This window comes from Actinokineospora globicatena (genome assembly GCF_024171945.1).
GTDB lineage: Bacteria > Actinomycetota > Actinomycetes > Mycobacteriales > Pseudonocardiaceae > Actinokineospora > Actinokineospora globicatena.
In genome coordinates this window covers 116,404-140,734 of the sequence record NZ_JAMTCR010000007.1, presented here as the reverse complement: position 1 = coordinate 140,734, position 24,331 = coordinate 116,404, and the positions used below count along the sequence as shown (strand labels likewise).

The following is a 24,331-nucleotide window of genomic DNA, read 5'->3' as shown; positions in this document are numbered from 1 at the left end:
AGCACGACGCGGCGGGGAGTAAAGCAGGATGACGGAGAAGATCCTCGTCGATTTCCAGGGGACCGGCGCCGGGGTCGGCGACCTCACCTGGGGCCAGCGCACGGTGTGGCGGACCGTGGTGAAGACCGGTCGCTCGGAGACGATGGGCGGGGTCACGGCGCTGCCGCCGGGGTCCACGGTGGAGCAGTCGGTGCTGGTGCTGCGCTACGTCATGGCCCGGCACGAGTCGCTGCGCACCCGGCTGGTGTTCGACGGGCCCGACGGCGGGCCGCGCCAACAGGTCCACGAGTCCGGCCAGGTCGCGCTGTCGGTGATCGACGCCGACGGCGAGGACCCGGCGGTGGTCGCCGAGCGGGTCCGGTCGGAGTACGAGGACACCGACTTCGACTACGCCGGCGAGTGGCCGGTGCGGATGGCGGTGATCACCGAGGCCGGGGTGCCGACGCACTCGGTCGCGGTGTACAGCCACCTGGCCATCGACGCGCACGGGCTGGACGCGCTGGTCACCGATCTGTCCACGATGGACTGGACGACCGGTGAGCCCACGGTGCCGCTCGAGGCGACGCAGCCGCTGCGGCTGGCCGAGCAGCAGCGCAAGCCCAACGTGCTGCGCAACAGCGACGCCGCGCTGAAGTACTGGGAGCGGGTGCTGCGCACGGTCTCGCCCAAGCGGGTCGAGGGCGAGTCCGACGACCACCGCAGCCCGCGCTGGGGCGACCTGGCGCTGCGGTCGGAGGCGTCGTGGCTGGCGACCAAGGCGATCGCGGCCCGGTTGCGCACCGACACCTCGCCGATCCTGCTCGCCGGGTACGCCAGCGCGCTGGCCAGGACCGTGGGCAACAACCCGGTCGCGGTGCAGATCGCGGTGAACAACCGGTTCCGCCAGTCGCTGGTCGGGTCGGTCAGCACCATGGCCCAGACCTGCCCGCTCATGGTCGACCTCGCCGACGCCACCTTCGACGAGGCGGTGCACCGGGCCAGGCAGGCCACCATGGTCACCTACAAGTACGCCTACTACGACCCGGACCGGCGCGCCGCCATGGTCGACCGCGTGGCCGAGGAGCTCGGCGGCCGGGTCGAGATGGACACCTACTTCAACGACCGCCGCCCACCCGGGCGCGACGAGCGCGACATCACCGCGCCACCGGCCGCCGACATCCTGGCCGCGCGCGAGCGCACCAGCCACGAGTGGGTCGCGTGGACCGATGTGGACAGTCCGCTGCTGTACCTGGACGTCGACGCCGAGCCCGACACCCTGGTGTTCACGCTGACCGGCGACACGACCAGGCTCTCGCCCAAGTCGATGCTGTGGCTGCTGACCGAGATCGAGTCCGTCCTGGTCGACGCCGCGCTCGACCCGGGCGCGGGTACCGGGGTGCGGTCGTGACCGCGCTCGTCGAGGTCGCCGCGCACCTGCCGCCGGACCGGGTGTCGCTGGAGGAGTTGGCGCCGCGCTTCGGGTTGACCGAGCGCCAGGTGCGGCTGTTCCGCCGGTTCCACGGGCTCGACCAGGTCTGCCTGGACAACGACGGGACCTTGTTCGACCTGCTGGTGGCCGCCACCGATGGCCTGGAGACGTTGCGCGGCAACGAACACCGCGTCAAGTACGTGCTGTACGCGCGGGGGATGCCGGTCGCCGTGCCGTACCCGAACAACCCGTTGCGCGACCTGTGCGCCAAGCTCGGCCTGGACCACGCGTTGTCGTTCACCGTGACCCACCAGGCGTGCGCGACCGGGCTGCTGGCCCTGGACGTGGCTGGAAGGCTGCTGGCCTCGGATCCGGACCCGGAAGCGTTGGCACTGGTGGTGTCGGGGGAGAAGACCTTCACCCCGGACGCGATGCTGGTACCGGAGACGGCGGTGTTCGGTGAGGGCGCCGCTGCCGCGCTGGTCGCCGCCGACGGTCCGAACGACCGGGTGTTGTCCATCGCCACGAGCGTGCGCGGCGACTTCGACGGTAGGCTGATCATCGACCCGGAGCTGGCGGCCCGGTTCCAGTACGAGTACCCCCGACTGCTGTCCGAGGTGCTACTGGCCGCGGTCGACCGCGCCGGGCTCACCCTGGACGACATCGCGGTGGTGTTGCCGCACAACGTGAACTCCGTGTCGTGGCGGCGGGTCGCCAAGCGGATCGGCTACCCCGTCGAGCAGGTGCTGCTCGACAACGTGCCGGTCACCGGCCACAGCTTCGCCGCCGACCCGTTCCTCAACTACCGCACCGCCCTCGACCGGGGCAGGTTGCGGCCGGGGGAGCGGTACCTGGTCGGCGCGGCCGGGTTGGGCGCCACGTTCTCCGCGATGGTCTTCGAGCACTAGTGTGATGGGAGGGCCCCGTGGGCTCTGTTGAGGTCGTTCACCCCACTCAGGACACCGAGCTGCTCGGCCGGGTCACCGACAGCATGGCCGAGCTGCTGCCCAGGGTGCTCAAGCGGGAGGTCACCGGGCTGGGCGCCGACACCAAGCTGTTCACCGAGCTCGGGCTCAGCTCCGCCAGCACCCTGGAGCTGCTGCTGGAGCTGGAGGACGAGCTGGAGATCCAGATCGACGTCGAGGAGATCGACCAGGCCGACTTGGAGACCGTCGGCACCCTCGCGGCGTACATCGCCGCCCACACCGTCGCGGACGAGTGATGTTCACCGCAGGCCCACCCAGCGCATCGGATCGACCGGCTCGACTGGTCGCCGCGCACGCCAGGGTGTTCGCGGAGACCTCGCCGACCGCGTTGGACCCGGCGCTGCGGCCGTTCCTCGCCGACCTGGTTCGCCCGTACGGCAACGCTTTGCGGGAAGACCTGCTCACCGAGGGCGTCGGACACTCGTTCGGCGAGATGGCCGAGGCGATGTTGCCCACCGTCGTGGGTCCTGACGAGCCGGTGGACCTGCTGGTGCTCGCGTTCGCCATGCACGACCTGCGGCTGGGTCGGGCGACCGCGTGCTACCTCAGCGACCAGTGCCCCGGCGCGCCGATGGCGTTCGCGGTGTGCGACCAGGGCAGCGGCGCGGCGTTCACCGCGTTGCGGCTCACCGAGTCGTACCTGGGTTCTGGGGCGTGCGAGCGGGCGCTGGTGGTCGTGGTCGAGCAGTCCGCGCTGCACTACGAACCCGGTGAGCCCGCGCCGATCCCGGACCGGCACACCGGCGTCGTCCTGCGGCTGGAACGCACCGGCAGTCCGGTCGCGGTCGGGCAGCACACCGGTGTCGACGCCCAGCGCGTCACCCAGCTGCTGCGCCACGACGTGGCCCGGCTCGGGCGGCAGGCGACCGTCGTCGCCTCCGCCAGGCTCGCCGAGGCCGCGCCAGGGGTGGCGGACGTGGTGGCCGACGCGGGGCAGCCCTACACCGGGATCTGGTGCGAGCTGGCCGATGGCGGGTACGAGGGGGTGGTCCTGGTGGCCGACTACGAGCCGTCCCTCGGGCTGCTCTGCACCTCCACTGTGGACTTTTCGGGCAATGATCACTCCGCTGTGGACTCGGCCGCTGTCGCGGTGGCATGATGGACACGGTCGACGTCTGGTTGGTCGATTCCGTTCTCCCGCAAGGTGTTCTCGACGAACTCCGCGGGTACCTCGACGACGGCGAGCTGGACCGGGAGCGGCGGGCGCACCCGGAGCAGCGGCGGGAGTTCGTCGCCGCGCACGGGGTGGCCAGGCTGCTGGCGGGCCAGGCGCTCGGGATCGCGCCGCGACAGGTGCGGTGGCGGATCGGGCGGCACGGCAAGCCGGAGGTCGACGGTGTGCGGGTGAGCCTGTCGCGCTCCGCGGGCATGGCGATGGTCGCCCACACCCCGCGGCGCGCGGTCGGGGTCGACCTGCAGTGGGTCGACGACGGTCTCGACGTGGCGCGGGCGGCGGCCAGGTACTACCCGGTGCACGAGGCCAGGTTCGTGGCCGAGTGCCCACCACCGCGGCGACCGGCGCGGTTCACCGGCCTCCTCGCCCGCAAGGAGGCCTGCGTCAAGGCCGCAGGCGGGCGGCTGTTCCCCGGGTTGCGGTTACCGGTGCACGAGCGCGGTGTGGTCCACCAGGCGGATGGGCCCTACCGGGTGCGGGACCTGCTCGCGCCGAGCGGGTACGTGGCGGCGGTCGCGTTGGCGGGCGAGGACGACTACCTGGTGCGAGAGCACCTCTGGGCAGGACAGGGAGTGGCGCCATGAGTTCGGGACTGGGAGCGGGTCTACCGCTGGAGACCGGGGTGCCCGGTGTGTTCTTGTCGCCGCCGGGGTTCGAGCGGGTCATCGGCCTGCTGCGCGACGGGATCGCCGCGCTGGCCGCCGACGAGCCGTTCCACCGGCTGGTCATCCCACCGGTCATCTCCCGCGCCACCATCGAACGCGCTGGTTACGTCGCGGCGTTCCCGAACCTGCTGGGCACCGTGCACGGCTACGGCGGCACGCCAAGCGGGTGGGCCAGGCTCAAACCGCTGGTGGAGTCGGGCGGCGAGTGGCACGCCCAGCAGCAGATCGGCGACCTTGTCCTGTTGCCCGCCGCGTGCTACCCGGTCTACGCGACCCTGGAGGGCCGCACGCTCGACGAACCCGCGAAGGTGACCGTCGAGGCGTCCTGCTTCCGGCAGGAGGCGACCAGCGAACCGGGGCGGATGCGGTCGTTCCGGATGCTGGAGCTGGTCACCGTCGCCACCGACGAGCACTGCCTGAAGTGGCGGGCGGCGCGCCTGGAGCAGGTCGAGGGCTGGTTCACCGAGCTGGGCCTGGCGGTGTCGGTGGAGGTCGCCGACGACCCGTTCTTCGGCCCGGGCCGCAAGGTCTACCAAGCGGCGCAACGGATGCAGGAGCTCAAGTGGGAGCTGCGCGTCCCGGTCGCCGACGGCACCGTGCAGGCGGTCGCCTCGGCCAACTACCACAAGGAGCACTTCGGCGAGACCTTCGGCATCACCGCGGGCGGCGAACCGGCCAACACCTCGTGTGTCGCGTTCGGACTGGAGCGCCTGGCCATGGCGTTGATCGCCCGGCACGGCGAGGACTCCACGCGGTGGCCCGCCGACGTGCTGGCCGCGTTGGGCGGTGGTCGCCGTGCCTGAGGGTGTCGTCGCTCCCGCCAAGGTCGCCGACGGTCTGGAGGTCGCCGGGATAGCTGCGGTGCCGAGCACGGTCTCGGTTCCCGTCGCGGTCGCTGATTCCGTCGAGCTGTACCGGACCATGCGCTACATCCGCCGGTTCGAGGAGCGCGCCATCGAGCTGGTGCGCGCCGGGGAGATCTTCAGCGGCATCCACCCGTGCATCGGTCAGGAAGCTGTCGCGGCCGGTGCTTGCGCGGCGCTCGACCCGGGTGACATCGTCTTGTCGAGCCACCGCGGCCACGGACACCTGTTGGCGAAGGGGACCGACCCGAGCCGCCTGATGGCGGAGATGGCGGGCAAGGTCACCGGGATCGACAAGGGGCGCGGCGGTTCGTTCCACCCGTCGGACTTCACCGCAGGCGTGTACAACTCGACCGGGACGGTCGGGCACGGCGCGGGCATCGCCGCCGGGATCGCCTGGGCCGCGGTGAAAGCGGGCGACCCGAAGGTCGTGCTGAGCTTCTTCGGCGATGGCGCTGTCACCCAGGGCGCGTTGTTGGAGGGATTCAACCTCGCGGCCCTGTGGCAGCTCCCGGTGGTGTACATTTGTGAGAACAACCGTTACGCCACAACGCTTCCGGTGGAGGCGGCGGTGGCCGGGACGATCACCGGCCGCGGCGAGGCGTTCGGCATCCCGTCCTCCGTTGTGGACGGTCAGGACGCCGAGGTGGTGCACGCGGCGGTCGCGGAGGCGGTCGAGCGGGCCCGCCGCGGCGGCGGACCGTCCCTGCTGGAGATGCGGACCTACCGCTACCACGGTCACCACACCTTCGAGATGCTGGTCCGCCTGCGCTACCGCGAGCAGGCCGAGATCGACAGCTGGAAGGAACGCGACCCGCTCGACATCCAGGCCGCCAGGGTCGCCGAGGTCGACCGCACGCGCATCGACGCGGAGGTCGAGCTCGACCTGGACGAGGTCGTCCGGTTCGCTGTGGACAGTCCACGGCCGGACCCGGTCGACGCCACCGACCACTACCACGCCGACGGGTTCCGACCGAGACCAGGCGTCTCGCTGTAGGGAAAGGGGTACGCCATGCCGAAGCTGTCCTACCTCAAGGCCCTCAACCGCGCGCTCGGCGACGAGATGGACCGCGACGAGTCGGTCTTCGTCCTCGGCGAGGACGTGAACTTCGCGCTCACCAACATCACCGCGGGGTTCCTCAAGCGCTACGGCCCGGACCGGGTGGTCGAGGTCCCGCTCACCGAGCAGGGGTTCACCAACTTCGCCACCGGTGCCGCGATGGCCGGGCGCCGACCGGTGATCGAGTTCCAGATCCCGTTCCTGCTGCTGCTGGTGTTCGAGCAGATCACCAACCAGGCCAACAAGTTCCTGATGATGAGCGGCGGCCAGCGCAGCGTGCCGGTCACCTACCTGATGCCCGCCGCCGGGTGGCGGGCCGGGTGGGGCGCGCAGCACTCCGACCAGCCCTACAGCATGTTCGCGCACATGGGCGTCAAGACCGTCCTGCCCGCGACCCCGACCGACGCCTACGGCCTGCTCACCACCGCGATCCGCGACGACGACCCGGTCGTGTTCTTCGGGCCGCTCGCCTCGCTCGGGGTGCGCGAGATCGTCGAGTACGCCGACCTGGCGCCGATCCCGCTCGGCAGCGGCCGCGTCCACCGGTCCGGCACCGACGTCACCGTGGTCGCCCTGGGGCACCTGGTGCACGAGGCGCTCGCGGTGGCCGAGGAGCTGGCGGACGAGGCCTCCATCGAGGTGTGGGACCCGCGTTCGGTGTACCCGTTCGACTGGGCCGGGCTGGCCGAGTCGGTCGCGCGCACCGGCAGGCTCGTGGTGTTCGACGACTCCAACCGCGCGTGCGGCATGGGCGCCGAGATCCTGGCCACGGCGGCCGAGGAGATGCGGCTGGTGGCCCCGCCCAAGCGCGTGACCAGGCCCGACGGCGCGATCGTCGGCGCGGTCCCCGAGCTGGACGTCGTGCTGCAGCCCACCAAGGCCCAGCTGGCCGAGGCCGTGCGCACGGTGCTCAAGAGCACGGGTTGGTGATCATGCGAGTGGAACGCGTCCCCGTTCCGTTCCGCGGCGATGGCAGCGGTGAGGCCGAGCTGACCTGGGGTCAGATCGGTATCTGGCAGGCCATCGCCCGCTCCGGCGAGTCCAGGACCATGGGCGGGCTCACGCCGCTGCCGCCCGGGGTCACCGTCGAGCAGGTCGCCGCCACGCTGGCGTCGGTCGTCGGCAGGCACCAGGCGCTGCGCACCCGGCTGGTGTTCACCGACGGGCGACCCCGGCAGAGCCTGGTCGACTCCGGCGAGGTCGTGCTGGAGGTCGTCGACGCGACCGGGTCCGACCCGGGCGCCGTGGCCGCCGCCGTGCAGGAGCGCTACGCGAGCGTCCCGTTCGACTACGAGCACGAGTTCCCGGTCCGGATGGCCGTCGTCCGCGCCGACGGGGCGATCACCCACATGGTGGCCGTCTACCTGCACCTGGCGATGGACGCCGGTGGGCTGGAGGTGCTGATCCGGGAGTTGAGCGCCGACCCGGCGTCACTGCCGCCGGTCACCGCCGTCCAGCCGCTGGACCAGGCCCGGTCCCAGCGGCGGCCTTCGGCGTTGCGCCAGTCCGCGGCGTCGTTGCGCTACCTCGAACACGTGCTGCGGACGGTGTCGCCGCTGCGCTTCGGTGAACCCACCGAGCACCGCGACCCGACCTTCCGGATGATCCGCTACCGCTCGCCCGCCACCCGGCTGGCCGTGGACGCGATCGCCAGGCGGGCCGGGGTCAGCACCTCGCCGGTGCTGCTGGCCTGCTTCGCGGTCGCCCTGGCCAGGGCCGGGGCGAGCAACCCGGTGCTGGCGATGCTGATGGTGAGCAACCGGTTCCGGCCGGGGTTCGCCGAGTCGGTCAGCACGATCGTGCAGATCAGCCCCTACCTGATCGACGTCGCCGACATCACCCTCGGTGACGCCGTCGGCCGGGCGGCCCGCAGCACGATGAACGCCTACAAGCACGCCTACTACGACCCGGACGCCCAGGACGAGGTGGTCGACCGGGTGGTCGCCGACCGGGGCGAGCCGATCGACTTCTCCTGCTTCTTCAACGACCGCCGCGACGCCGACCGGGCGCCGACGGCTGGGCCGGACCCGACGGCGGAGGCACTGGCCTCGGCGCTGTCGCGGTCGTCGGCGCACTGGGAGGACGAGCCGGGGATGCCGAGGCAGAAGCTGTACCTGCACATCGACGACGCCGACGAGCCGCCCGCGATCGAGTTCACCATGTCGGTGGACACCCGCTACTTCACCGCCACCCAGACCGAGGCCGTCGTGCGCGGCATCGAGTCGGTGGCGGTGCGCACCGCCCTCGCCCCGGACACGCCCACCGGCGTGCGGGGCGAGCACAGGCTCCCGGCCGCCGTCGCGGTCGGGGCGGACACTGGCGAGGGAGGTGCCGGATGATCGAGATCAAGTGAATCGCGCGCTAGCGCGGGAACTGACCCGCGCTCGCTGAACGCCCCGGTGCGGGGGCGGGCCGTTGGTGGACCCGCCCCCGCACCCACGTACCCCGGGAAGCTCGCATGCACAGGTTTGGCCCGGCTCGGCAGGTCTGCGTCATCGGCGCGGGCCCGCGCGGCCTCAGCGTCGTCGAGCGGTTGTGCGCCAACGCCGTGCGGCCGCTGGTCGTGCACGTCGTTGATCCGCACGTCGGCCGGGGCGGCCGGGTGTGGTCCACGAGCCAGCCCGCGTCGCTGCTGATGAACACCATCGCGTGCCAGGTCTCGATGTTCACCGACGCCACGGTCGACTGCGCTGGGCCTATCCGGCCTGGACCGAGCCTCTATGAGTGGGCGGTCAGCGGGTTGGCACCCGCGGACGAGGCCGCCCTGCTGACTCCGAACTCCTACCCCACGCGGGCGTTCTATGGGCACTACCTGGACTGGTTCCTCGACCACGTCCGGCAGTCGGCGCCACCGTGCGTCGAGGTCCGGTTGCACCGCCTTACCGCTGTGGCCGTCGACGACTTTCCCGATGGGCAGTGCGTGACCCTGTCCGACGGCAGCGTGGTGACGGGGCTGTCGGCTGTGGTGTTGGCGCAAGGGCACGTGGACATGCCTCTTGGCGCGGTCGAGTCGCGGTTGGCTGATTTCGCGGACTCCCGTGGGCTCGGGTATGTGCCACCGTCCAACCCGTCCGAGGTAGACCTATCCGCGATCATGCCTGGCGAGGTCGTCGGGGTGCGCGGGATGGGGCTGGCGTTCTTCGACTACCTGGCCCTGCTTACCGGCGACCGAGGCGGCCAGTTCAAGGAGCGCGCGGACGGATCGTTGGCCTATGTGCCGTCGGGGCAAGAGCCGGTCATCATCACCGGGTCCCGGCGTGGTGTGCCGTATCACGCGCGCGGGGAGAACGAGAAGGGCGCGTTCGGACGGCATGAGCCGGTGTTCCTGACCGTGGACGTGATCGCCGAGTTGCGCTCGAGGCCCGCCGTGTCGTTCCGGGACGACATCTGGCCGTTGGTCGCGCGCGAAGTCGAGCTTGTGTACTACCGGACCCAGGCGGGGGAGGAGTTCGCCGCGCGGTTCCTCGCGGGGGAGCCGGGGCTGGTGGAGGAGTCCGGGGTCGAGCCGTGGGACTGGGCGGCGATCGCGAACCCGGACGGTGGTCGGCGGTTCGCGTCCCCAGCGGAGTTCTCGGCGTGGTTGGTGGACCTGCTGCGGGCCGACGTGCCGGGCGGGAACGTGACGGACCCGGTCAAGGCCGCGCTGGACGTGTTGCGGGACATGCGCAACGAGATCCGACTCGCGGTCGACCACGGCGGCATCACCGGCTCCTCTTACCGCAACGACCTCGACAGCTGGTACACCCCGCTTAACGCGTACCTGTCCATCGGGCCGCCCGCTCACCGCGTGGCCGAGCTTGTCGCGTTGATCGAGGCCGACGTCGTGCGCGTCGTGGGGCCGGGGATGCGGGTAGACCTAGCTGACCGGGGGTTCCTGGTGAGCTCACCTCGGGTCGGCGGGTCCGGTGTGCTGTGCACGACGCTGGTGGAGGCACGGCTACCGGAGGTCGACATCCGGTTGACGACCGACCCTCTTATCGCGTCCATGCTCGAGCGCGGCGACTGCGTGCCCTACCACATACCGGATCCGTGCGGGGCAGTCGAGACCGGCGGGCTTGCCGTGACACCCCGCCCGTACCGGCTGTTGCGCGCGGACGGCACGTCCCACCCGGCCCGGTTCGGATACGGTGTCCCTACCGAGTCGGTGCACTGGGTCACCGCGGCGGGGATCCGCCCTGGGGTGAACTCGGTGATCCTGGCCGACGCGGACGCCATCGCCCGGGCGGCGTTGGCGGAGACCAGCGCCGCGCGACCCCGGGTCGCGCGTCCGGCCTGAGGAGCTGCGTGACCGGTACCGACAGCGGCCTGCTCGCCCCGGTGTGGGCGGGGGCCGAGGCGGCCGACCTGGTGACCGACGAGGCGTGGGTCGCCGCGATGGTCGAGGTCGAGGTGGCCCTGGCCCGCGCGCAGGCCACGTTCGGGGTGATCCCGGAGGCAGCGGCCGACGCCATCGCGGGTGCCGTCGCCGACATCGACGTGGTCGACCTGGCCGTGCGCTCCCGGGGCGGCGCTAACCCGATCGTGGCTTTTGTCACGGCGTTCACTGCGTGCGTGCCCGAGGACGCCCGCGAGTACGTCCACCGCGGCAGCACCAGCCAGGACATCTTGGACACGGCGGCCATGCTGATCACCCGGCGCGTGTTCGCCGTGGTGCAGCGCGACCTGTTGCGCGTCGCGGAGGCACTGGCCCGGCTCGCCGACGAGCACCGCGGCACGGTGATGGCCGGGAGGACGCTGACGCAGCACGCGGTGCCGGTGACGTTCGGGCTCAAGGCGGCAGGGTGGCTGTCGTCGGTTCTAGACGGGCTGGACCGGGTGCGCGCGGTAGTGCTACCTGCTCAGCTTGGTGGAGCGGCGGGGACGCTCGCGTCCTATGTGGAGTACGCGGGGGATCCGGGGCACGGGGTGGTACTGAGCGCCGAGTTCGCGTCGGTGCTAGGGCTACCGGAGGCGGTTGTGCCGTGGCACGCGCTGCGCACGCCGTTCGTGGACATCGGCTCGGCGGCCACAGTGGTCACCGGTGCGCTGGGGAAGTTCGCGCTGGACGTGCAGGGCATGTCCCGCACGGAGGTCGGCGAGGTCGTCGAACCGTCCGCCGAGGGCCGGGGCGTCTCGTCGGCGATGCCGCAGAAGCGCAACCCGGTGCTGGCGACGCTGGTGATGGCCGCCGCCCGGCAGGTCCCGCTGTACGCGACGGTGCTGGCCCAGTCGATGATCGCCGAGGACGAGCGCGCTCCGGGCGCGTGGCACGCGGAGTGGCAGCCGCTGCGTGAGCTGCTCCGGTGCCTGGGCGGGGCCGCCGCGACCGCCGCGGAACTGGCGGAGGGGCTGGAGGTCTTCCCGGCCCGGCTGCGCGAGAACCTGGCGCTGACCGGCGGGACCATCGTGTCCGAGCGGTTGAACGTCGCCCTCGCGCCGGTCCTGGGCAAGGTCGAGGCCAAGAAGCTGCTGGCCCGCCTCTCCCGCTCCGCGGACTTCTCCGCCGCCCTCCGCGCCGCCCCCGAACTCGCCTCCGTCGACGTCGACGCCCTCCTGGACCCGGCCGCCTACCTCGGCGCCACCGACGCCCTCATCGACAGGGCCCTAGCGCGCCCCCGCACGTGACCAGGCGCAAACCCCCAGGCGTCAGCCCGGAGTCGTGGGTCGAGGCCCAGATCACCGAAGCCGCCAACCGCGGCGACTTCGACAACCTCCCCGGCGCGGGCAAACCCCTCCCGAACCTCCACGACCCCCAAGCCTGGCTCACCGCCTACCTCCGCCGCGAAGGCCTCGAAACCGAAGCCCTCCTCCCCGAACCCCTCCGCCTCCGCCGCGAAATAGAACGCCTCCCCGACACCCTCCGCACCGCCCCCACCGAACGCGTAGTCCGCGAAGCGGTAGCCGACCTCAACACCCGCATCCGAACCTGGATGCGCAACGGCCAAGACACCCACTTCATCGTCCCGCTGGTGGACGAGGACGAGACCGTCACCACCTGGCACGCCACCCGCCCCCCACCTCCCCCTACTCCTCCTGTCCCTCCGGCAAAACGGCCTTGGTGGCGTCGCAGGTAGCGGTTAGCCGTGGAGGGTGCGGTAGGTGGCGGCCGCGGCGGGGTGTAGAGGGGCGGGGACGGTGTCGATGAGGGAGCGGGCGTCGAGGTATTGGGTGCCTAGGGCTTGTTGGGGGACTAGGTGGGTGGCTCGGTCGACTAGGACTTGGACGGTTGTGCGGATAGTGGGGGTGGGGAGGGAAGGAGCGGGGACTAAGAGGTTGGGGACGCCGATGGTGGTGACGGGGTTGGGGTCGCGGTAGGTGCCGCCGGGGATGGTCACTTGGTCATAGACGGGGCCATAGAGGGTACGCAGCATGGGGATGTAAGAGGCCAGGTCCAGTAGGCGGATGCCGATATCGGTATCGAGGTCGGTCAGGGCGGGAGTGGGTAGGCCGCCGGACCACAAGAGGGCTTGGACGCGGCCGGTGCCTAGGGCGGAGGTTGCCTCGGCCAAGGGGTGATGGTCAGCGACAACCGGTACCGCGGCGGACGTGACCAAGCGCGAGCCGAAGAGGGCGGCCCCGGAGCCAGAGGCGCCTAGAGACACGTGCTGGCCAGATAGGTCTGACAGCGTGCGGATAGGGCTATCGGCGCGGACGACGAGTTGCATGTAGTTCTCGTAGACCCGCCCGAGCGCGGTCAGCTCTAGAGGCGACGTGAACGGCGCGGTCCCGGAGCGCGCCGCGGCCAGGGTGTCCGCCAGCACCAAGGCCAACTCCGCCTCACCGGCCGCGATCCGAGAGATGTTCATGACGCTCCCCAACGTCTCCACCACCTCGACCCGTAGCTCCGGCTCTACCGCGTTCATCTCCCCAGCCAGCAGCCGGGCGAACTCGACATAGAACCCGCCCGCCTCCCCAGCGGCGATCCGGACCCGCCCGCTAGGTCCGGTGTAAGAGCACCCGACCGCCCCTAGCGCTCCAAGAAGGAACCCGCGTCGAGACAGCATCACGCCCCTCCCGGAAGTTCTACCGTCACCGCCAACCCGCGAGGCTCCGCGTGGTTGATCCGCAACTCACCACCGTAAGCAGTGACCAATCGGTGAGCGATCGCTAGCCCAAGACCCGACCCAGGAGCCGAACCGGACGCACGCCAGAAGCGGTCGGTAAGCCTAGGCAAGTCCTCTGAGCTGACCCCAGGACCATCGTCGGTAACCCTAACGACCCCCGGTAGCACTGACACGCGAACAGTCCCACCCGGCGCGTACTTGATGGCGTTGTCCAGCAACACATCCAGCACCTGCGCCAGGTCCGACTCCGAGCACGCCACCGGGACACACGAGATCTCCTCCACCACCGTCACCCCCGCACGCTCAGCAGCAGGCAACCACGAGTCGACCCTGTCTTTCGCTACTGTCCCCGCGTCGCATCTAGCGTCGACACCTGCCGCTAGCTCAGTTGCCGCTGTGTCCGCCGATGCCAACAAGAGCATCGAGTCCAGCAGCGACTCCAACCGGTCCAGTTCTGCGACCATCGACGAGTACGCGGGCACCGCCTCCGCCGACATCCGCCCGGCCAGCGAGTCCATCCGCAGCCGCAACGCCGCCAGCGGGTTGCGCAACTGGTGCGACGTGTCCGCCACCAGCGCGCGCTGTCGGTGCGCCGACTCCGCCACCGCGTCCGACATCCGGTTGAACGACGCCGCCAACCCGCGCAACTCCGGCGGACCCGACGCGGGCGACACGTGCGCCCCCGGCGAACCCCCACCGACCGCCCGCACACCGCGCTCTAGCTCCGCCACCGGTCGCAACACCCAGCGGGCTAAGAGCAACGCCAACGCCACAAACGCAAGAGCCGCACCTACAAGTCCCGTCAACACAATGCCCCACGAGGCCCCCACATCGGCGGCCGCACGATCCACAGTGGATCGCAACGCGACCGCTCCAGTCACACGTGTGCCACTGCCAACCGGTCGCGCGAACAACACCGGCCCGGACGACCAAGGCAACACGTCCGGTGGCACTGACGCGGGCTGGTTACGTAACGCGGCATCTAGCGCTGCCTTCACCGCGGGCTCGTCGGCACGCATGCCCGAGTCCAGTACCGGCGTGCGGCGCGCATCGATCACCACCACCGCGTCGCCATAGAGGTCGACGTGCGCGCGGACCTCGGCGATCAACCGGTCACCCCCGGCCGCCGCCAGCTCCGCGAACCTGTCCAGGTCCGCGGTGCGACCGAGCACGAACCGCTGGGTGCGCTCGGCGGAGGTGCTGTGCAGCAGCGGACCGGCGAACCCGGCCAGCGCCGCGAGCGCCATCCCGAGCAACGCCAGCAGCAGGCGCCTGCGCACCTCAGGTGCCCAGTCGGTAGCCGAAACCGCGGATCGTGCGCACCAGGTCGGGCCGCCCCAGCTTCGCCCGCAGCGCCGCCAGGTGCACGTCCAGCGACCGCGACACCGCCAGGTAGGCGTCGCCCCACACCTCGTCGAGCAGCTGCTGCCTGCTCACCGCGATCCCGGCGTGGCGGACCAGCACGGCCAGGACCTCGAACTCCAGGTTCGTCAGCGCCACCACCTCGCCCGCCACCGACACCCGCCGCGCGTCCAGGTCCACCACCACGTCATCGACCTCCACCAGACCGGGGCGGGTGCCCTCCGCCGCCAGCGCGCGCCTGGTCACCGCCTCGATCCTGGCCAGCAGTTCGATCAGCCGGACCGGCTTGACCAGGTAGTCGTCGGCGCCGAGGCGCAGGCCGCGCACGACGGTCCGCTCGTCGCCGTGCGCGGTCATCACCACCACCGGGGTCGTGGCGAGCCTGCGGAGCTTGCGCAGCACCTCCAGCCCGTGGATGTCGGGGAGCCCCAGGTCGAGCAGCACCACGTCGGCGTCGCGGTGCCGGATCAGGGCGTCGGCGCCCCGGGTGACCCGCTCGACCGGGTGGCCGTGCGCGGTCAGCACGTCGTAGACCGCAGCGGCCACCCCGTCGTCGTCCTCGACCAGCAGCACGCGCATCGTCAGTCCCGGTCCTCTAGCGGCGAATCGGCCGAGGTTTCCCCCATCACCGAGTAGACCACGAGCGAGACCAGCACACAGCCCGCCACGTAGTAGAAGAACACCGACTCGTGCCCGGCCTGCTTGAGCCACAGCGCGACGTACTCGGCCGTGCCGCCGAAGATGGCCACCGTGAGCGCATAGGGCAACCCGACACCGAGCGCACGGATGTTCGTAGGGAACAACTCCGCCTTCACCACCGCGTTGATGGAGGTGTACCCGGTGACGATGACGAGCGCGCCCAGCATGAGCAGGAACGCGTAGACCGGCTGACTGGTCCCAGCGAGCGCGGTCAGCAAGGGCACCGTGCAGAGCGTTCCGAGAACGCCGAACCCTAGGAGCAACGGCCTGCGCCCGATCCGGTCCGAGAGAGCCCCCGCGAACGGTTGCAGCACTACGAACACGACTAGAGCCAGGAAGTTGATCCACGCCACGGTGCCCTTGTTGATGTGGCTGGTGTTCACCATGAACTTCTGCAGGTATGTCGTGTACGTATAGAAGGCGACCGTGCCGCCGAGGGTAAGACCCACCACCAGCAGACACGACTTCGGATGGCGCAAGAGGGCCTTGAGGGTTCCGCGGGTCTCGTTGCCGCGCTCGGCCTCGAAACTCGGTGACTCGTCCATCGTCCGCCGCAGCCACATGACCACTAGAGCCCCGAGCGCTCCCACAGCGAACGCGATGCGCCAGCCCCAGGAGTCCATCTGCGCGGGCGTCAACACGTTCTGGAGCACGATCTGCAACCCGAGCGCGGTGAGCTGACCGGCCGTGAGCGTCACGTACTGGAAGCTCGAGAAGAACCCCCGACGGCCGCTAGAGGCCATCTCCGACAGGTAGGTCGCGGAGGTGGCGTACTCGCCGCCCACGGACAACCCCTGCAACAGCCGCGCCAACACCAAGAGGATCGGTGCGGCCACCCCGATCGTGGCGTACCCGGGGGTCAGCGCGATCATCAGCGACCCCAGCGCCATCAGCGTCACCGACGTCGTTAGCGCCAACCGCCGCCCGAACCGATCCGCGAACCGCCCCAGCAGCCATCCCCCGATCGGCCGCATCAGGAACCCGACCGCGAACACCGCCGCCGTGTTCAGCCACTGCGCCGTCTGGTCGCCCTTGGGGAAGAACGTCGACGCGAAGTAGATCGAGAACGCGGTGTAGGCGTACCAGTCGTACCACTCGATCAGATTGCCGATGGACCCCTTGGCGATGTTCGACACCACCCGCCGGTCCGCGGCCCGCTCCGTGACTGCCATGTCCCCTCCCGTGGATCAGTGATCGGGACCACAGTGCGGGGAGTAGTCATCGGTCGACAAGGCGTCGCGCGGCAACCTTACAGTCCCTTAGGGCGACACAGTCTCTTAGAGCGACGGGACCTCTGAAGAAGTCAGGACGAGCGCGCGGCGAGACGCTGCGCGACACCCATCCGCGACTTCACACCCAGCTTGGTGAACACGCGCGCGAGGTGCCCCTCCACGGTCTTCCGGCTCAGGAACAGCTGGGTCGCCACCTCACGGTTGGTCAGACCGGACGCCACCAACTCGGCGATCTCCAACTCGCGGCCGGAGAGTGCCTCAACGGTCCCGTGTGGACTCCGAGAGCGCGGCGCCCGTGCGCCCAACCTGGTCTCGGTAAGCCTGACTCGCGTCGACAGCCATGTCGCCCCACAAGCGAGGTAGCCCTCCTTGGCCCTGCCCAGCTCGATACGCGCGGTGGCCAGATCGCCTCCTGCGGCTAGATGCTCGGCCAGCAGCTCACGTGCCCGCGCCTGTCGGACCGGCCCACCGGTGATCGCGCGCGCAGCCTCGTCGCGGGCCGCTGAAGACCGGCCCATCGCGGCGAACACGTGCGACCGGGCGAAGTGCCCGATAGCGCTCTCTCGCGCCACTGCCTCCTCAGCGAACCCGGCCGCTTCATCTACCCGGTCAAGTCCGACGAGCGCGACCGCGAGGTGGGCCGCCCAAGTGCCCTGATCCCAGCCGCTCGCCCGACTCAGGTCCGCACCAACCGTGTCCGCGATGTGCCGCGCGCACGCCGCGAAGTCACCCGCCGCCAGGTAGGCCTCTGCGACCGCAAGACCCGCGATCTCGGACCACCACGGTGACCGGGGCGCGGGAACCGACGCTAGAGCCTCCTCCGGGCCGCTCTGCCACAACACCGCTGACAGCTCTACCGCCGAGGCCAACGCCGCCAACTCCGCGCTGCCCATGGCCGTCGCGACCGCGCGCGCCTCCTCGCAGCTGGTGCGGACCCGGTCCAGATGCCCGGATCGCAGCGCCAGCGCCGCGTCCACAGCCAACAGCTCCGGTACGCTCGACCGTCGTCCGGTCCCGCGCGCGATGTCCAAGCCCCGCCGCACGTGCCGGGCGGCCTCGGCGGACCGGTCCAGCGCCAGCTCCACCCAGGCCAGTGCCGCCAAGTGATCGCCGACCACGGCGTCCGGCAGACCGTCCACCAACCGGACCGCGGGCCAGTGCGTGCCCCCGTCCACGTTCGACTGACCCGCGCGCACCGACCCCAGCGCCAGCAGCACGTGCCCAGCCACCTCGTCGCCCTCGGCGATGGCCTGCTTCGCATGGTCTACGCAGGTTGTGTCACTGAGCAGCGCAGCGATCGCGGCACGTTCGGCGGCGGCCCCTGGCGCGCTGGTCCTAGCCAGTAGAGCCTCTGCCTCGGTGTACCGGCCCAACAGGCGTTCCGTGCGGGCGCAGGCTAGGACTACCTCCGGCTCGTCCGTTGCGGCTAACGCTTGGTGCAGTACGTCCCGCGCGCGGGTGAGATCGCCGCCGAGTCCTAGCGCGCGACCCAGCAGTGGCACGAGACGCTTGCCGGCGCCGTGCGGCAGTAGCTGGATCGCGCGATCCACCCACTTCGCGGCGGTGCCGGGCGCGGAGTCGAGTACCACCTCGGCCGCGCTAGCGAGGGTCGATGCCGCGGCGACGTCACCGTAGGTGGCGGCGCGGGCCGCGTGGAAGGCCTGGAGGGGGAGTGGTCCACCCTTGGCGCGGAGGTACTCACCCGCCCGCCGGTGCGCGGCGGTCCGCCACGTGACACCCGCTGACTGGTACGCGGCGGCCCGGACCAGTGGGTGCCGGAACGCGATACGCGAGCCATGCGCGCGCACAAGCCCGGTAGCCACAAGGTCGTCGAGAGCGCGCAGCACAGCTGGCTCCGGTAGGCCTGACGTTCGGACCACGACGTCGAGATCCGCAGGAGCCCCTGACGCCGCGACCGCGTACGCGACCTCTCGCTGGATCTCGTTCAGAGCGAGCACCTCGCTCGCGGCGACGGCGAGCACCGCGTCCGGCAGGGGAGTCTCCCCGAGTCCACGTGGGTCTATCGCGGACAGCACTACCTCCGGCGATACGCCTGACAGCGCCGACAAGTAGAGAGGGTTACCCCCGCTGGCCGCGACTAGCTGGCTACACACGTGCCTAGGCGTACCGGGCATCAGCGCGGCGACGGCGGAGGTGTCCAACGGTCCGGGGGACAACCGCGTCACCTGCCACGGCGACCGGGCCAGCGCGGCGGGCAGCCACTGGCAGCCGTCCCGGTAGGCCAGGGCCACCAGCACCGGGCCGGACGGCGGCACCCGGAGCAGCGACTCCAGCCATTCCGCCCCATTCAGGGCATGCGCGTCGTCAATCACCAGCACCGACGGACAATGCTCGGAGATCCGTTCGCTCGGGGATCGAGACACCTCGGCGAATCGCACCCCGATCCCGGCGGAATCGGCGTCGGCGGCCAGTTCGGCGAGCAGCCGGGTTTTGCCGATTCCCGGCTCGCCGTGCACCGCCACCACCAGTGACTGCCCGGTGACCAGCGCGTCGAGTGACCGCTGGAGTGCGGAAAGTTCCTGCTCGCGACCGGCGAGGGGCTCGCGAGCGGGTCCGCCCATCCGCCACCCCCAGAATCGCTAATCGAAAGGCGGAATCGCCGTGTCGATTGTCGATCTTAGGTTACCGGGTTAATCGTCCGCACCGGTCGGACGGCCCGAACCGACCCGCAGAACGTGCCCCTGGATGTCGTGGATCACATAGTCGTGCGGGGCCATCGCCCCCGGACGACTGGCCAACCCGGCCAGCACCGCGGCGTGCAGCGCGTCGGGCGACGCGTCCGGATCAGCCACCCGCGCGGTGATCCGGTCGTCCTCGACCTCCACCTCCACCGGCGCACCCCCGGCCGCCTCGGCCACGGCGGCGATGACCTCGCGCGGGTCCACCCAGGACGAGTCGACGCGCTGCCACGGCTCGTCGCGCACCACCGGCGCCACCCCGGTCACCGCGCCGATGTCACGCACCCTCACCTGACCGGTCGCCGCGGTCACCAACAGCCGCTCTAGCGACAAGAGCACCGAGTCGACCTCGTCGGCAGGGAAGCGGGAGGTGTCTACATGCAGCCGGATGTCGGCGGCGGTGTCGCTCACACCACCTAGAGTCAACAGGAACGCCGTAGGGAGCGTGCGGTCCGGCATGGGCTCTATGGTCGTGTCCGCAAGAGCCGCCACCGGGTCCTCTGGCGCGTTGACCGCCGCTGACGCTGTCGTCGCACCGAGGTCGTTGAAGACCGCGTCGCGGTGGAAGTAAGTGCCACGCTCACGGCTGACCGCGTCGATGACCTCCCACAGCTCTACCGAGTCGAACTGTGCGTAGCGGTAAGCGTTGATGGTCGTCGTCTGCACCTGGCGGACCACGTCGTCGAAGGTGGCGTTCTCGTCGAGCGTGAACGGGACCAACGCGTCCTGCGCGAGCGGACCCACGTACTCACGCCAAGCCGACCGGAACCGGTTGCCGCAGATGGACACGATCACGCCGTCCGGGGTCGCGGTCCGCACACCGAGCAGCGCGGCGGACGCGGCCAGGACCACACTGGAGTGACTGGCGCCCGTGCGCCCCACGATGGTCCGCAGCGCCGACGCGGCCGCCGTCGACACCATCCGGCGCTCGAGGTTGCCCGGGTGCCCGGCCGGGTGCGGGGGCAGCGCGCACATCGCCTGCGGGACCTGCCGCAACCGGGTGTCCCAGTACTTCAGGGCCGACCGGGTGCGCCGCCTGCCCACCTCCGACTGCTCCCACTCGGCCTGGTCCAGCGGCTGGTGCCCGCGCTCCTCGGCCAGGTCGTCGCGCCCGGCCAGCAGCGCCCGCAACTGCTCACCCACGATCGCCGCCCCCGCCGCGTCCACCGCGACGTGGCAGAACAGCAGTACGACCACGGCGGGCACATCGCCCTGGGTGATCACCAGCACCCGCAGCGGCAACCCGTTCACCACGTCGAACGGCACACCCAGCTGCTGGTAGACCAGCGCCCCGATGAACGGCACCAGGTCCTCACCCGCCGCCTCGTGCACCTGCAGCTCGACCTCCCCCTCCACCAACACCCGCTGCGTCGGCTCGTCCTCGAGCACGAACGTCGTCCGCAACGCCTCGTGCCGCGCGACCAACACCCCCAGCGCCCCGACCACCTCCGCCACGGTGTGCTCGGGCGCCAACTCGACGAACACCGGCAACACGTCCGACCGGTCCCCATCGGTCCCGAGCCACCGCAGGACGTTGCGCTGCCCGAGCGTCACCGGCCCGCTCCCACCCCGCGCCCCCCTGAACCGCACCGGCAGCGTGGCCACCACCGACTGACGCACCGCCATGGCCAACACCCCTCACATCCCAGCGACCGACCCAGCTGGACCCTAGGCAGCCGGCCCCCGCCGAACATGGGGGAAAACCCCTATCTTGACCGATCCCACCCGCCGCAACACCCCGCCACTCCCCGCTCCGTCCGTCCCCATCCGCGGCTGGCCTCCCGTCGGCCGGGGACTTCTTGCCAGGACGTGTGCCGCAGGTGCTCTAGTCGCCTTGATGCGCAGTGGCCAGGTTGTCCCGGATCAGCCTGGTGATGGGGTGATCAACTCCGAGGATGCGTTCGCTGGTGGCGAGGGCCTCCTCAAGGAGGGCAATGGCGTGCTTGAGTTGGCCTGCGGCGTGGTAGGCGTAGGCGAGGTTGTTGCGTGAGATGAGGGTGTCTGGGTGGTCGGGTCCGAGGATGCGTTGGCGGTCGGTGAGGGTCTGTTCGTAGAGCGGGATGGCGCGCTTGAGTTGGCCTGCGGCGCGGTAGGCGCTGGCGAGGTTGTTGCGTGAGGTGAGGGTGTCTGGGTGGTCGGGTCCGAGGATGCGTTGGCGGTCGGTGAGGGTCTGTTCGTAGAGGGGGATGGCGCGGTTGAGTTGGCCTGCGGTTTGGTAGGCGCTGGCGAGGTTGTTGCGTGAGGTGAGGGTGTCTGGGTGGTCGGGCCCGAGGATGCGATTGCTGCTGTGGGCGTCCCGGGTGTGGTGGGCAATCGCGCTTGTCGTATCGCCTTGACCGCCGAGGTAATTGCCGACGTGCGCGAGAAGGTGGCACGTGGGGACGGTGTCATCCGCAGCGGTGGTGTGCTCAAGGAGCGCCTGCGCATGGGGAAGCACTGCCTGGTAGCTGGGCCAGTCTGGCGGTAGTCGAGGGTCAAGCCCGCGCACCGCGTTCGCGAGGATGGTGGTGGCGAGGTCGCGGGCGGTGGCGATGTCGTCGGGAGCGCGGTGGGGGTCTGTCGGGTCGGGGGTGCGGGTGACGGCTTGGACCAGGCGGTGGATGTCGATGGTGGTGGCGGTGAGGGTGATCATGCTGTAGGCGGACAGCCTGCCCAGGGCGTCGTTGATGTCGGGGGCGTCGGCCGTGGTCGGGAGGAAGTCGCGGGGGATTGATTCGGGGGCCCACCAGGCGAGTACCTGCAGGATCGCGATGGCGAGAGGGGTGTCGGACAGGCGGTCCAGGGTGAGGTGCCAAACGCGGGCCATGGTGCGGGTGGCGTCTGCGCCCTCGGCGGTGGTGGCGAACATGCGCGCGGGGTAGCGGGCTAGGAGGTCCAGGTACGCGGTGGGGGTGATCTTGGTTTGGCCCAGGTAGGCGGCGGCCTGTTCGACCGCTATGGGGAGCCAGCCCAGCTCGGCGCATAGCGCTTTGGCATTGGTGAGGTCGGCGTCCGGCCACTCCGCTTGGACGATCCGCGTCAGTAGCTCGATGGCATCGTCCTCGGGCAGCACGTCCACGGCGACTGTCTCGGCGATGCCCTGCCAGCCACCGCTACGACGCGAGGTGATCACGATGGTCCCCGACCGCACCCGCTCTAAGAGGCTGGCCACGTCGGCGGGTCCGGTGAGGTTGTCGAGCACCAGCAGCCAGTCCTCGTGCGACGCCAACCACCGCAGTCCCAGCTCGACGCGCTCCTCGACCGGCAACGCCCAGGTCTCCGGCGCTACCGCCGCCGACACCTGTGCCAAGCCCGCGTCCAACGCCGTCGGGGAGTCCGCCACGACCCACCACACGAACGAGTACTGATCCGCCCGAACCTCAGCGAACCGCGCTGCCAGGGTCGACTTCCCGACCCCGCCCAAGCCGTGCACCGCGACCACCACAGCCCGACGCGACTGCCCCACGACCGCGTCCAGCCGCGCCAACTCGGTCGACCGGCCCACGAACAACCCGGCTGCGGGAACCGAACCAGCCGACCGTGGCGCCGACACCGACTCCATCGCCGGTACTACTGGAGCAGGTAGCACTACCTGGCCGACCACCAGCGCGTTCGCTCCGGTCACCTTCTGCCCGGGCACCACATCCCCGCCGATGGTCCCGGCCTGCACAAGGTTTGACCCCGAGATCCCACCCTCGATGGTGTTCGCCACCTCGCCTGGGTCAGCCCTCGTCGTGTTCGTGGGCTTTGACTCGGCTTGTTGACGCACCGCGCCGCCGCCCGTGATCAGCTTCAGCCACTTGCGCACCCCGCGATGGTCCACCGTCGGCCCGACACCCCATGTGCGCGACACCGGCGATCACCCGAATGGACGCCTACGGGCCGAACTCCGGGCTGTCCAGGTCGACGGTGACCGCGTTGCCGAGGTTGTTGGTGAACCGGGCGCGCCGGTCGGTGACCTCGATCGCGACGATCGGGTTGCCGTCCTCCAGCGCGACCACCCACACCGGTCGACGGTCCTGGTCGAGCCGCGCGAAGAACCCCTCGTGCCCGAGCCCCCCTTCGCCGCCCACCAGGAAGCCGCCCGGGATCGGCACGTCAGCGTCGGGGTGGATGTCGACCCCGATCTCGTCGTCAACCCCGGCCAAGTCCTCGCCGAGCTCGAACCGCGACAGGGCCGTGCCGCCGATCGACAGCGCCCGTGCGGGACCGTCGACCCGGTAGAGCCCGGTCCGACCGGGCACGGCACCGGCGTCCCACAGCCGAACGACCGGGTCTAGTCCCACCAGAACGTCCAGGAGTGGTCGCCGACGAGTCGCTCGGCGTAGGTGAACAGGGGGTGGGCGCCGTCGAACTGCCACACGTTGTCCGGGCACAGCGCGAAGTGCTCGACGGCGACGGCTAACGCCTCGGCGTGGGTCGCGGGCGGCGCGGTGACGCTGAGCAGGAGGGTGTCGAAGCCGACGCCCACCACGCGTGCGCCGAAGCGGTCTTCCCAGTCGCGGAGGACAGCGGAGAGGTCGGCGGTGTCCGGGATGTAGTTGGTGGGCCCGGTCCACCCGGCGACGGTCAGCGAGTCGGCTCCCCGCTCCGCCGCGACCAGGCCAAGTCGCATCGACTGGTGGCCCGCGAGCAACTGCTCGGCAAGACCGTCGGCGGTGCGATCTGGGTCGGTAGTGCTAACGGGCGCGGGTGCGCGACCAGGCCACTGGCGTCCATACGGGCTGGTGACGGCAAGACGCTCGGCTGGGGTAAGAGGGTCGTCGTCGCTGTGGCCGGTGTAGTCGTCCCACGACCGCGCGAGGAACGCTTCCGCGTCCCGCTCCCCAGGCTGCAGTTCCCCGACCACCACCTCACCGTTCCCCCACGGCGGGTACGCGGCGTCGTCGTCATCCTGCGAGTCGAGCAACAGCGGCCACAACCCGGACCGCCCGTGCTCGGCACGCAACCTCGCCCATAGGCCTGCCGGAACGGGTCCATCGCTGAGCCAGAACGCGGGCCTCCCGCCGCCCTCGGGCACCACAACCCGCCCAGGCGGCAGGGCCACCGCCAACGACCGGCCCGCGGCCGCCCCGTCGACGAACAGACTCGCAAGATCCCCAGGCAAGGGCGCATCAAACGTCACGGGCGGGATCGTAGCCGGCACCACCGACACCGCGAG

The 24,331-nt window shown here is 70.7% G+C and carries 21 protein-coding genes; 12 read left to right on the top strand and 9 right to left on the bottom strand.

Annotated features, from left to right (window positions below):
- Positions 1–28 precede the first annotated feature (28 nt).
- The 12 genes from LV79_RS31800 to LV79_RS31745 all read left to right on the top strand — a co-directional run bounded on the left by LV79_RS31800 (position 29) and on the right by LV79_RS31745 (position 12,209).
- Positions 29–1,387, top strand: a complete 1,359-nt coding sequence (locus LV79_RS31800) for a condensation domain-containing protein (RefSeq protein ID WP_253842011.1) — start codon at positions 29–31, stop codon at positions 1,385–1,387.
- Positions 1,384–2,316: a 3-oxoacyl-[acyl-carrier-protein] synthase III C-terminal domain-containing protein gene (locus LV79_RS31795; protein ID WP_253842010.1), complete on the top strand. Its 933-nt coding sequence runs from the start codon at positions 1,384–1,386 to the stop codon at positions 2,314–2,316. The genes LV79_RS31800 and LV79_RS31795 overlap by 4 nt, the downstream gene beginning before the upstream one ends.
- Positions 2,317–2,333: 17 nt before the next feature.
- Positions 2,334–2,630: a phosphopantetheine-binding protein gene (locus LV79_RS31790; RefSeq protein ID WP_253842009.1), complete on the top strand. Its 297-nt coding sequence runs from the start codon at positions 2,334–2,336 to the stop codon at positions 2,628–2,630.
- Positions 2,630–3,493, top strand: a complete 864-nt coding sequence (locus LV79_RS31785; RefSeq protein ID WP_253842008.1) for a hypothetical protein — start codon at positions 2,630–2,632, stop codon at positions 3,491–3,493. The genes LV79_RS31790 and LV79_RS31785 overlap by 1 nt, the downstream gene beginning before the upstream one ends.
- The gene (locus tag LV79_RS31780; RefSeq protein ID WP_253842007.1) at positions 3,493–4,152 is read left to right on the top strand and encodes a 4'-phosphopantetheinyl transferase family protein; all 660 of its coding nucleotides are present in this window, start codon (positions 3,493–3,495) and stop codon (positions 4,150–4,152) included. The genes LV79_RS31785 and LV79_RS31780 overlap by 1 nt, the downstream gene beginning before the upstream one ends.
- Entirely contained in the window at positions 4,149–5,036 is an 888-nt protein-coding gene (locus tag LV79_RS31775) for a class-II aminoacyl-tRNA synthetase family protein (protein ID WP_253842006.1), read from the top strand. The genes LV79_RS31780 and LV79_RS31775 overlap by 4 nt, the downstream gene beginning before the upstream one ends.
- Entirely contained in the window at positions 5,029–6,093 is a 1,065-nt protein-coding gene (locus tag LV79_RS31770; RefSeq protein ID WP_253842005.1) for a thiamine pyrophosphate-dependent dehydrogenase E1 component subunit alpha, read from the top strand. Before LV79_RS31775 ends, LV79_RS31770 begins: the two co-directional genes overlap by 8 nt.
- Positions 6,094–6,108: 15 nt before the next feature.
- Positions 6,109–7,086: an alpha-ketoacid dehydrogenase subunit beta gene (locus LV79_RS31765; protein ID WP_253842004.1), complete on the top strand. Its 978-nt coding sequence runs from the start codon at positions 6,109–6,111 to the stop codon at positions 7,084–7,086.
- Between the two features lie 2 nt (positions 7,087–7,088).
- Positions 7,089–8,495, top strand: a complete 1,407-nt coding sequence (locus tag LV79_RS31760) for a condensation domain-containing protein (protein ID WP_253842091.1) — start codon at positions 7,089–7,091, stop codon at positions 8,493–8,495.
- A gap of 119 nt (positions 8,496–8,614) precedes the next feature.
- Positions 8,615–10,432, top strand: coding sequence for an FAD/NAD(P)-binding protein (locus tag LV79_RS31755; RefSeq protein ID WP_253842003.1), 1,818 nt, complete (start codon positions 8,615–8,617; stop codon positions 10,430–10,432).
- 8 nt (positions 10,433–10,440) lie between these two features.
- Positions 10,441–11,760, top strand: a complete 1,320-nt coding sequence (locus tag LV79_RS31750; RefSeq protein WP_253842002.1) for a class-II fumarase/aspartase family protein — start codon at positions 10,441–10,443, stop codon at positions 11,758–11,760.
- Positions 11,757–12,209 carry a DnaJ family domain-containing protein gene (locus LV79_RS31745; protein WP_253842001.1) on the top strand — a complete coding sequence of 151 codons (453 nt, stop codon included), beginning with the start codon at positions 11,757–11,759 and terminating at the stop codon, positions 12,207–12,209. Before LV79_RS31750 ends, LV79_RS31745 begins: the two co-directional genes overlap by 4 nt.
- A 3-nt stretch (positions 12,210–12,212) precedes the next feature.
- Here the strand turns inward: LV79_RS31745 and LV79_RS31740 are convergent, their stop codons facing one another.
- The 9 genes from LV79_RS31740 to LV79_RS31700 form a co-directional block, all read right to left on the bottom strand.
- The gene (locus tag LV79_RS31740; RefSeq protein WP_301322084.1) at positions 12,213–13,139 is read right to left on the bottom strand and encodes a TAXI family TRAP transporter solute-binding subunit; all 927 of its coding nucleotides are present in this window, start codon (positions 13,137–13,139) and stop codon (positions 12,213–12,215) included.
- On the bottom strand, positions 13,139–14,479 hold the full coding sequence (locus LV79_RS31735) for a sensor histidine kinase (protein ID WP_253841999.1): 1,341 nt from the start codon (positions 14,477–14,479) through the stop codon (positions 13,139–13,141). Before LV79_RS31735 ends, LV79_RS31740 begins: the two co-directional genes overlap by 1 nt.
- Before the next feature lies 1 nt (position 14,480).
- Complete coding sequence (locus LV79_RS31730; protein ID WP_253841998.1) at positions 14,481–15,140, bottom strand: response regulator transcription factor; 660 nt, start codon at positions 15,138–15,140, stop codon at positions 14,481–14,483.
- A gap of 2 nt (positions 15,141–15,142) precedes the next feature.
- Entirely contained in the window at positions 15,143–16,432 is a 1,290-nt protein-coding gene (locus LV79_RS31725) for an MFS transporter (RefSeq protein ID WP_253841997.1), read from the bottom strand.
- A 131-nt stretch (positions 16,433–16,563) separates the two neighbouring features.
- The gene (locus LV79_RS31720) at positions 16,564–19,074 is read right to left on the bottom strand and encodes a LuxR C-terminal-related transcriptional regulator (protein WP_253841996.1); all 2,511 of its coding nucleotides are present in this window, start codon (positions 19,072–19,074) and stop codon (positions 16,564–16,566) included.
- Between the two features lie 69 nt (positions 19,075–19,143).
- A complete protein-coding gene (locus LV79_RS31715; RefSeq protein ID WP_253841995.1) occupies positions 19,144–20,817 on the bottom strand; it encodes a condensation domain-containing protein in 1,674 nt (557 codons plus the stop codon).
- Positions 20,818–21,016: 199 nt separating this feature from the next.
- Entirely contained in the window at positions 21,017–22,978 is a 1,962-nt protein-coding gene (locus LV79_RS31710) for a tetratricopeptide repeat protein (protein WP_253841994.1), read from the bottom strand.
- A gap of 67 nt (positions 22,979–23,045) precedes the next feature.
- Complete coding sequence (locus tag LV79_RS31705; RefSeq protein WP_253841993.1) at positions 23,046–23,456, bottom strand: hypothetical protein; 411 nt, start codon at positions 23,454–23,456, stop codon at positions 23,046–23,048.
- Entirely contained in the window at positions 23,447–24,295 is an 849-nt protein-coding gene (locus LV79_RS31700; RefSeq protein ID WP_253841992.1) for a DUF4253 domain-containing protein, read from the bottom strand. The genes LV79_RS31705 and LV79_RS31700 overlap by 10 nt, the downstream gene beginning before the upstream one ends.
- Positions 24,296–24,331: the final 36 nt, after the last annotated feature.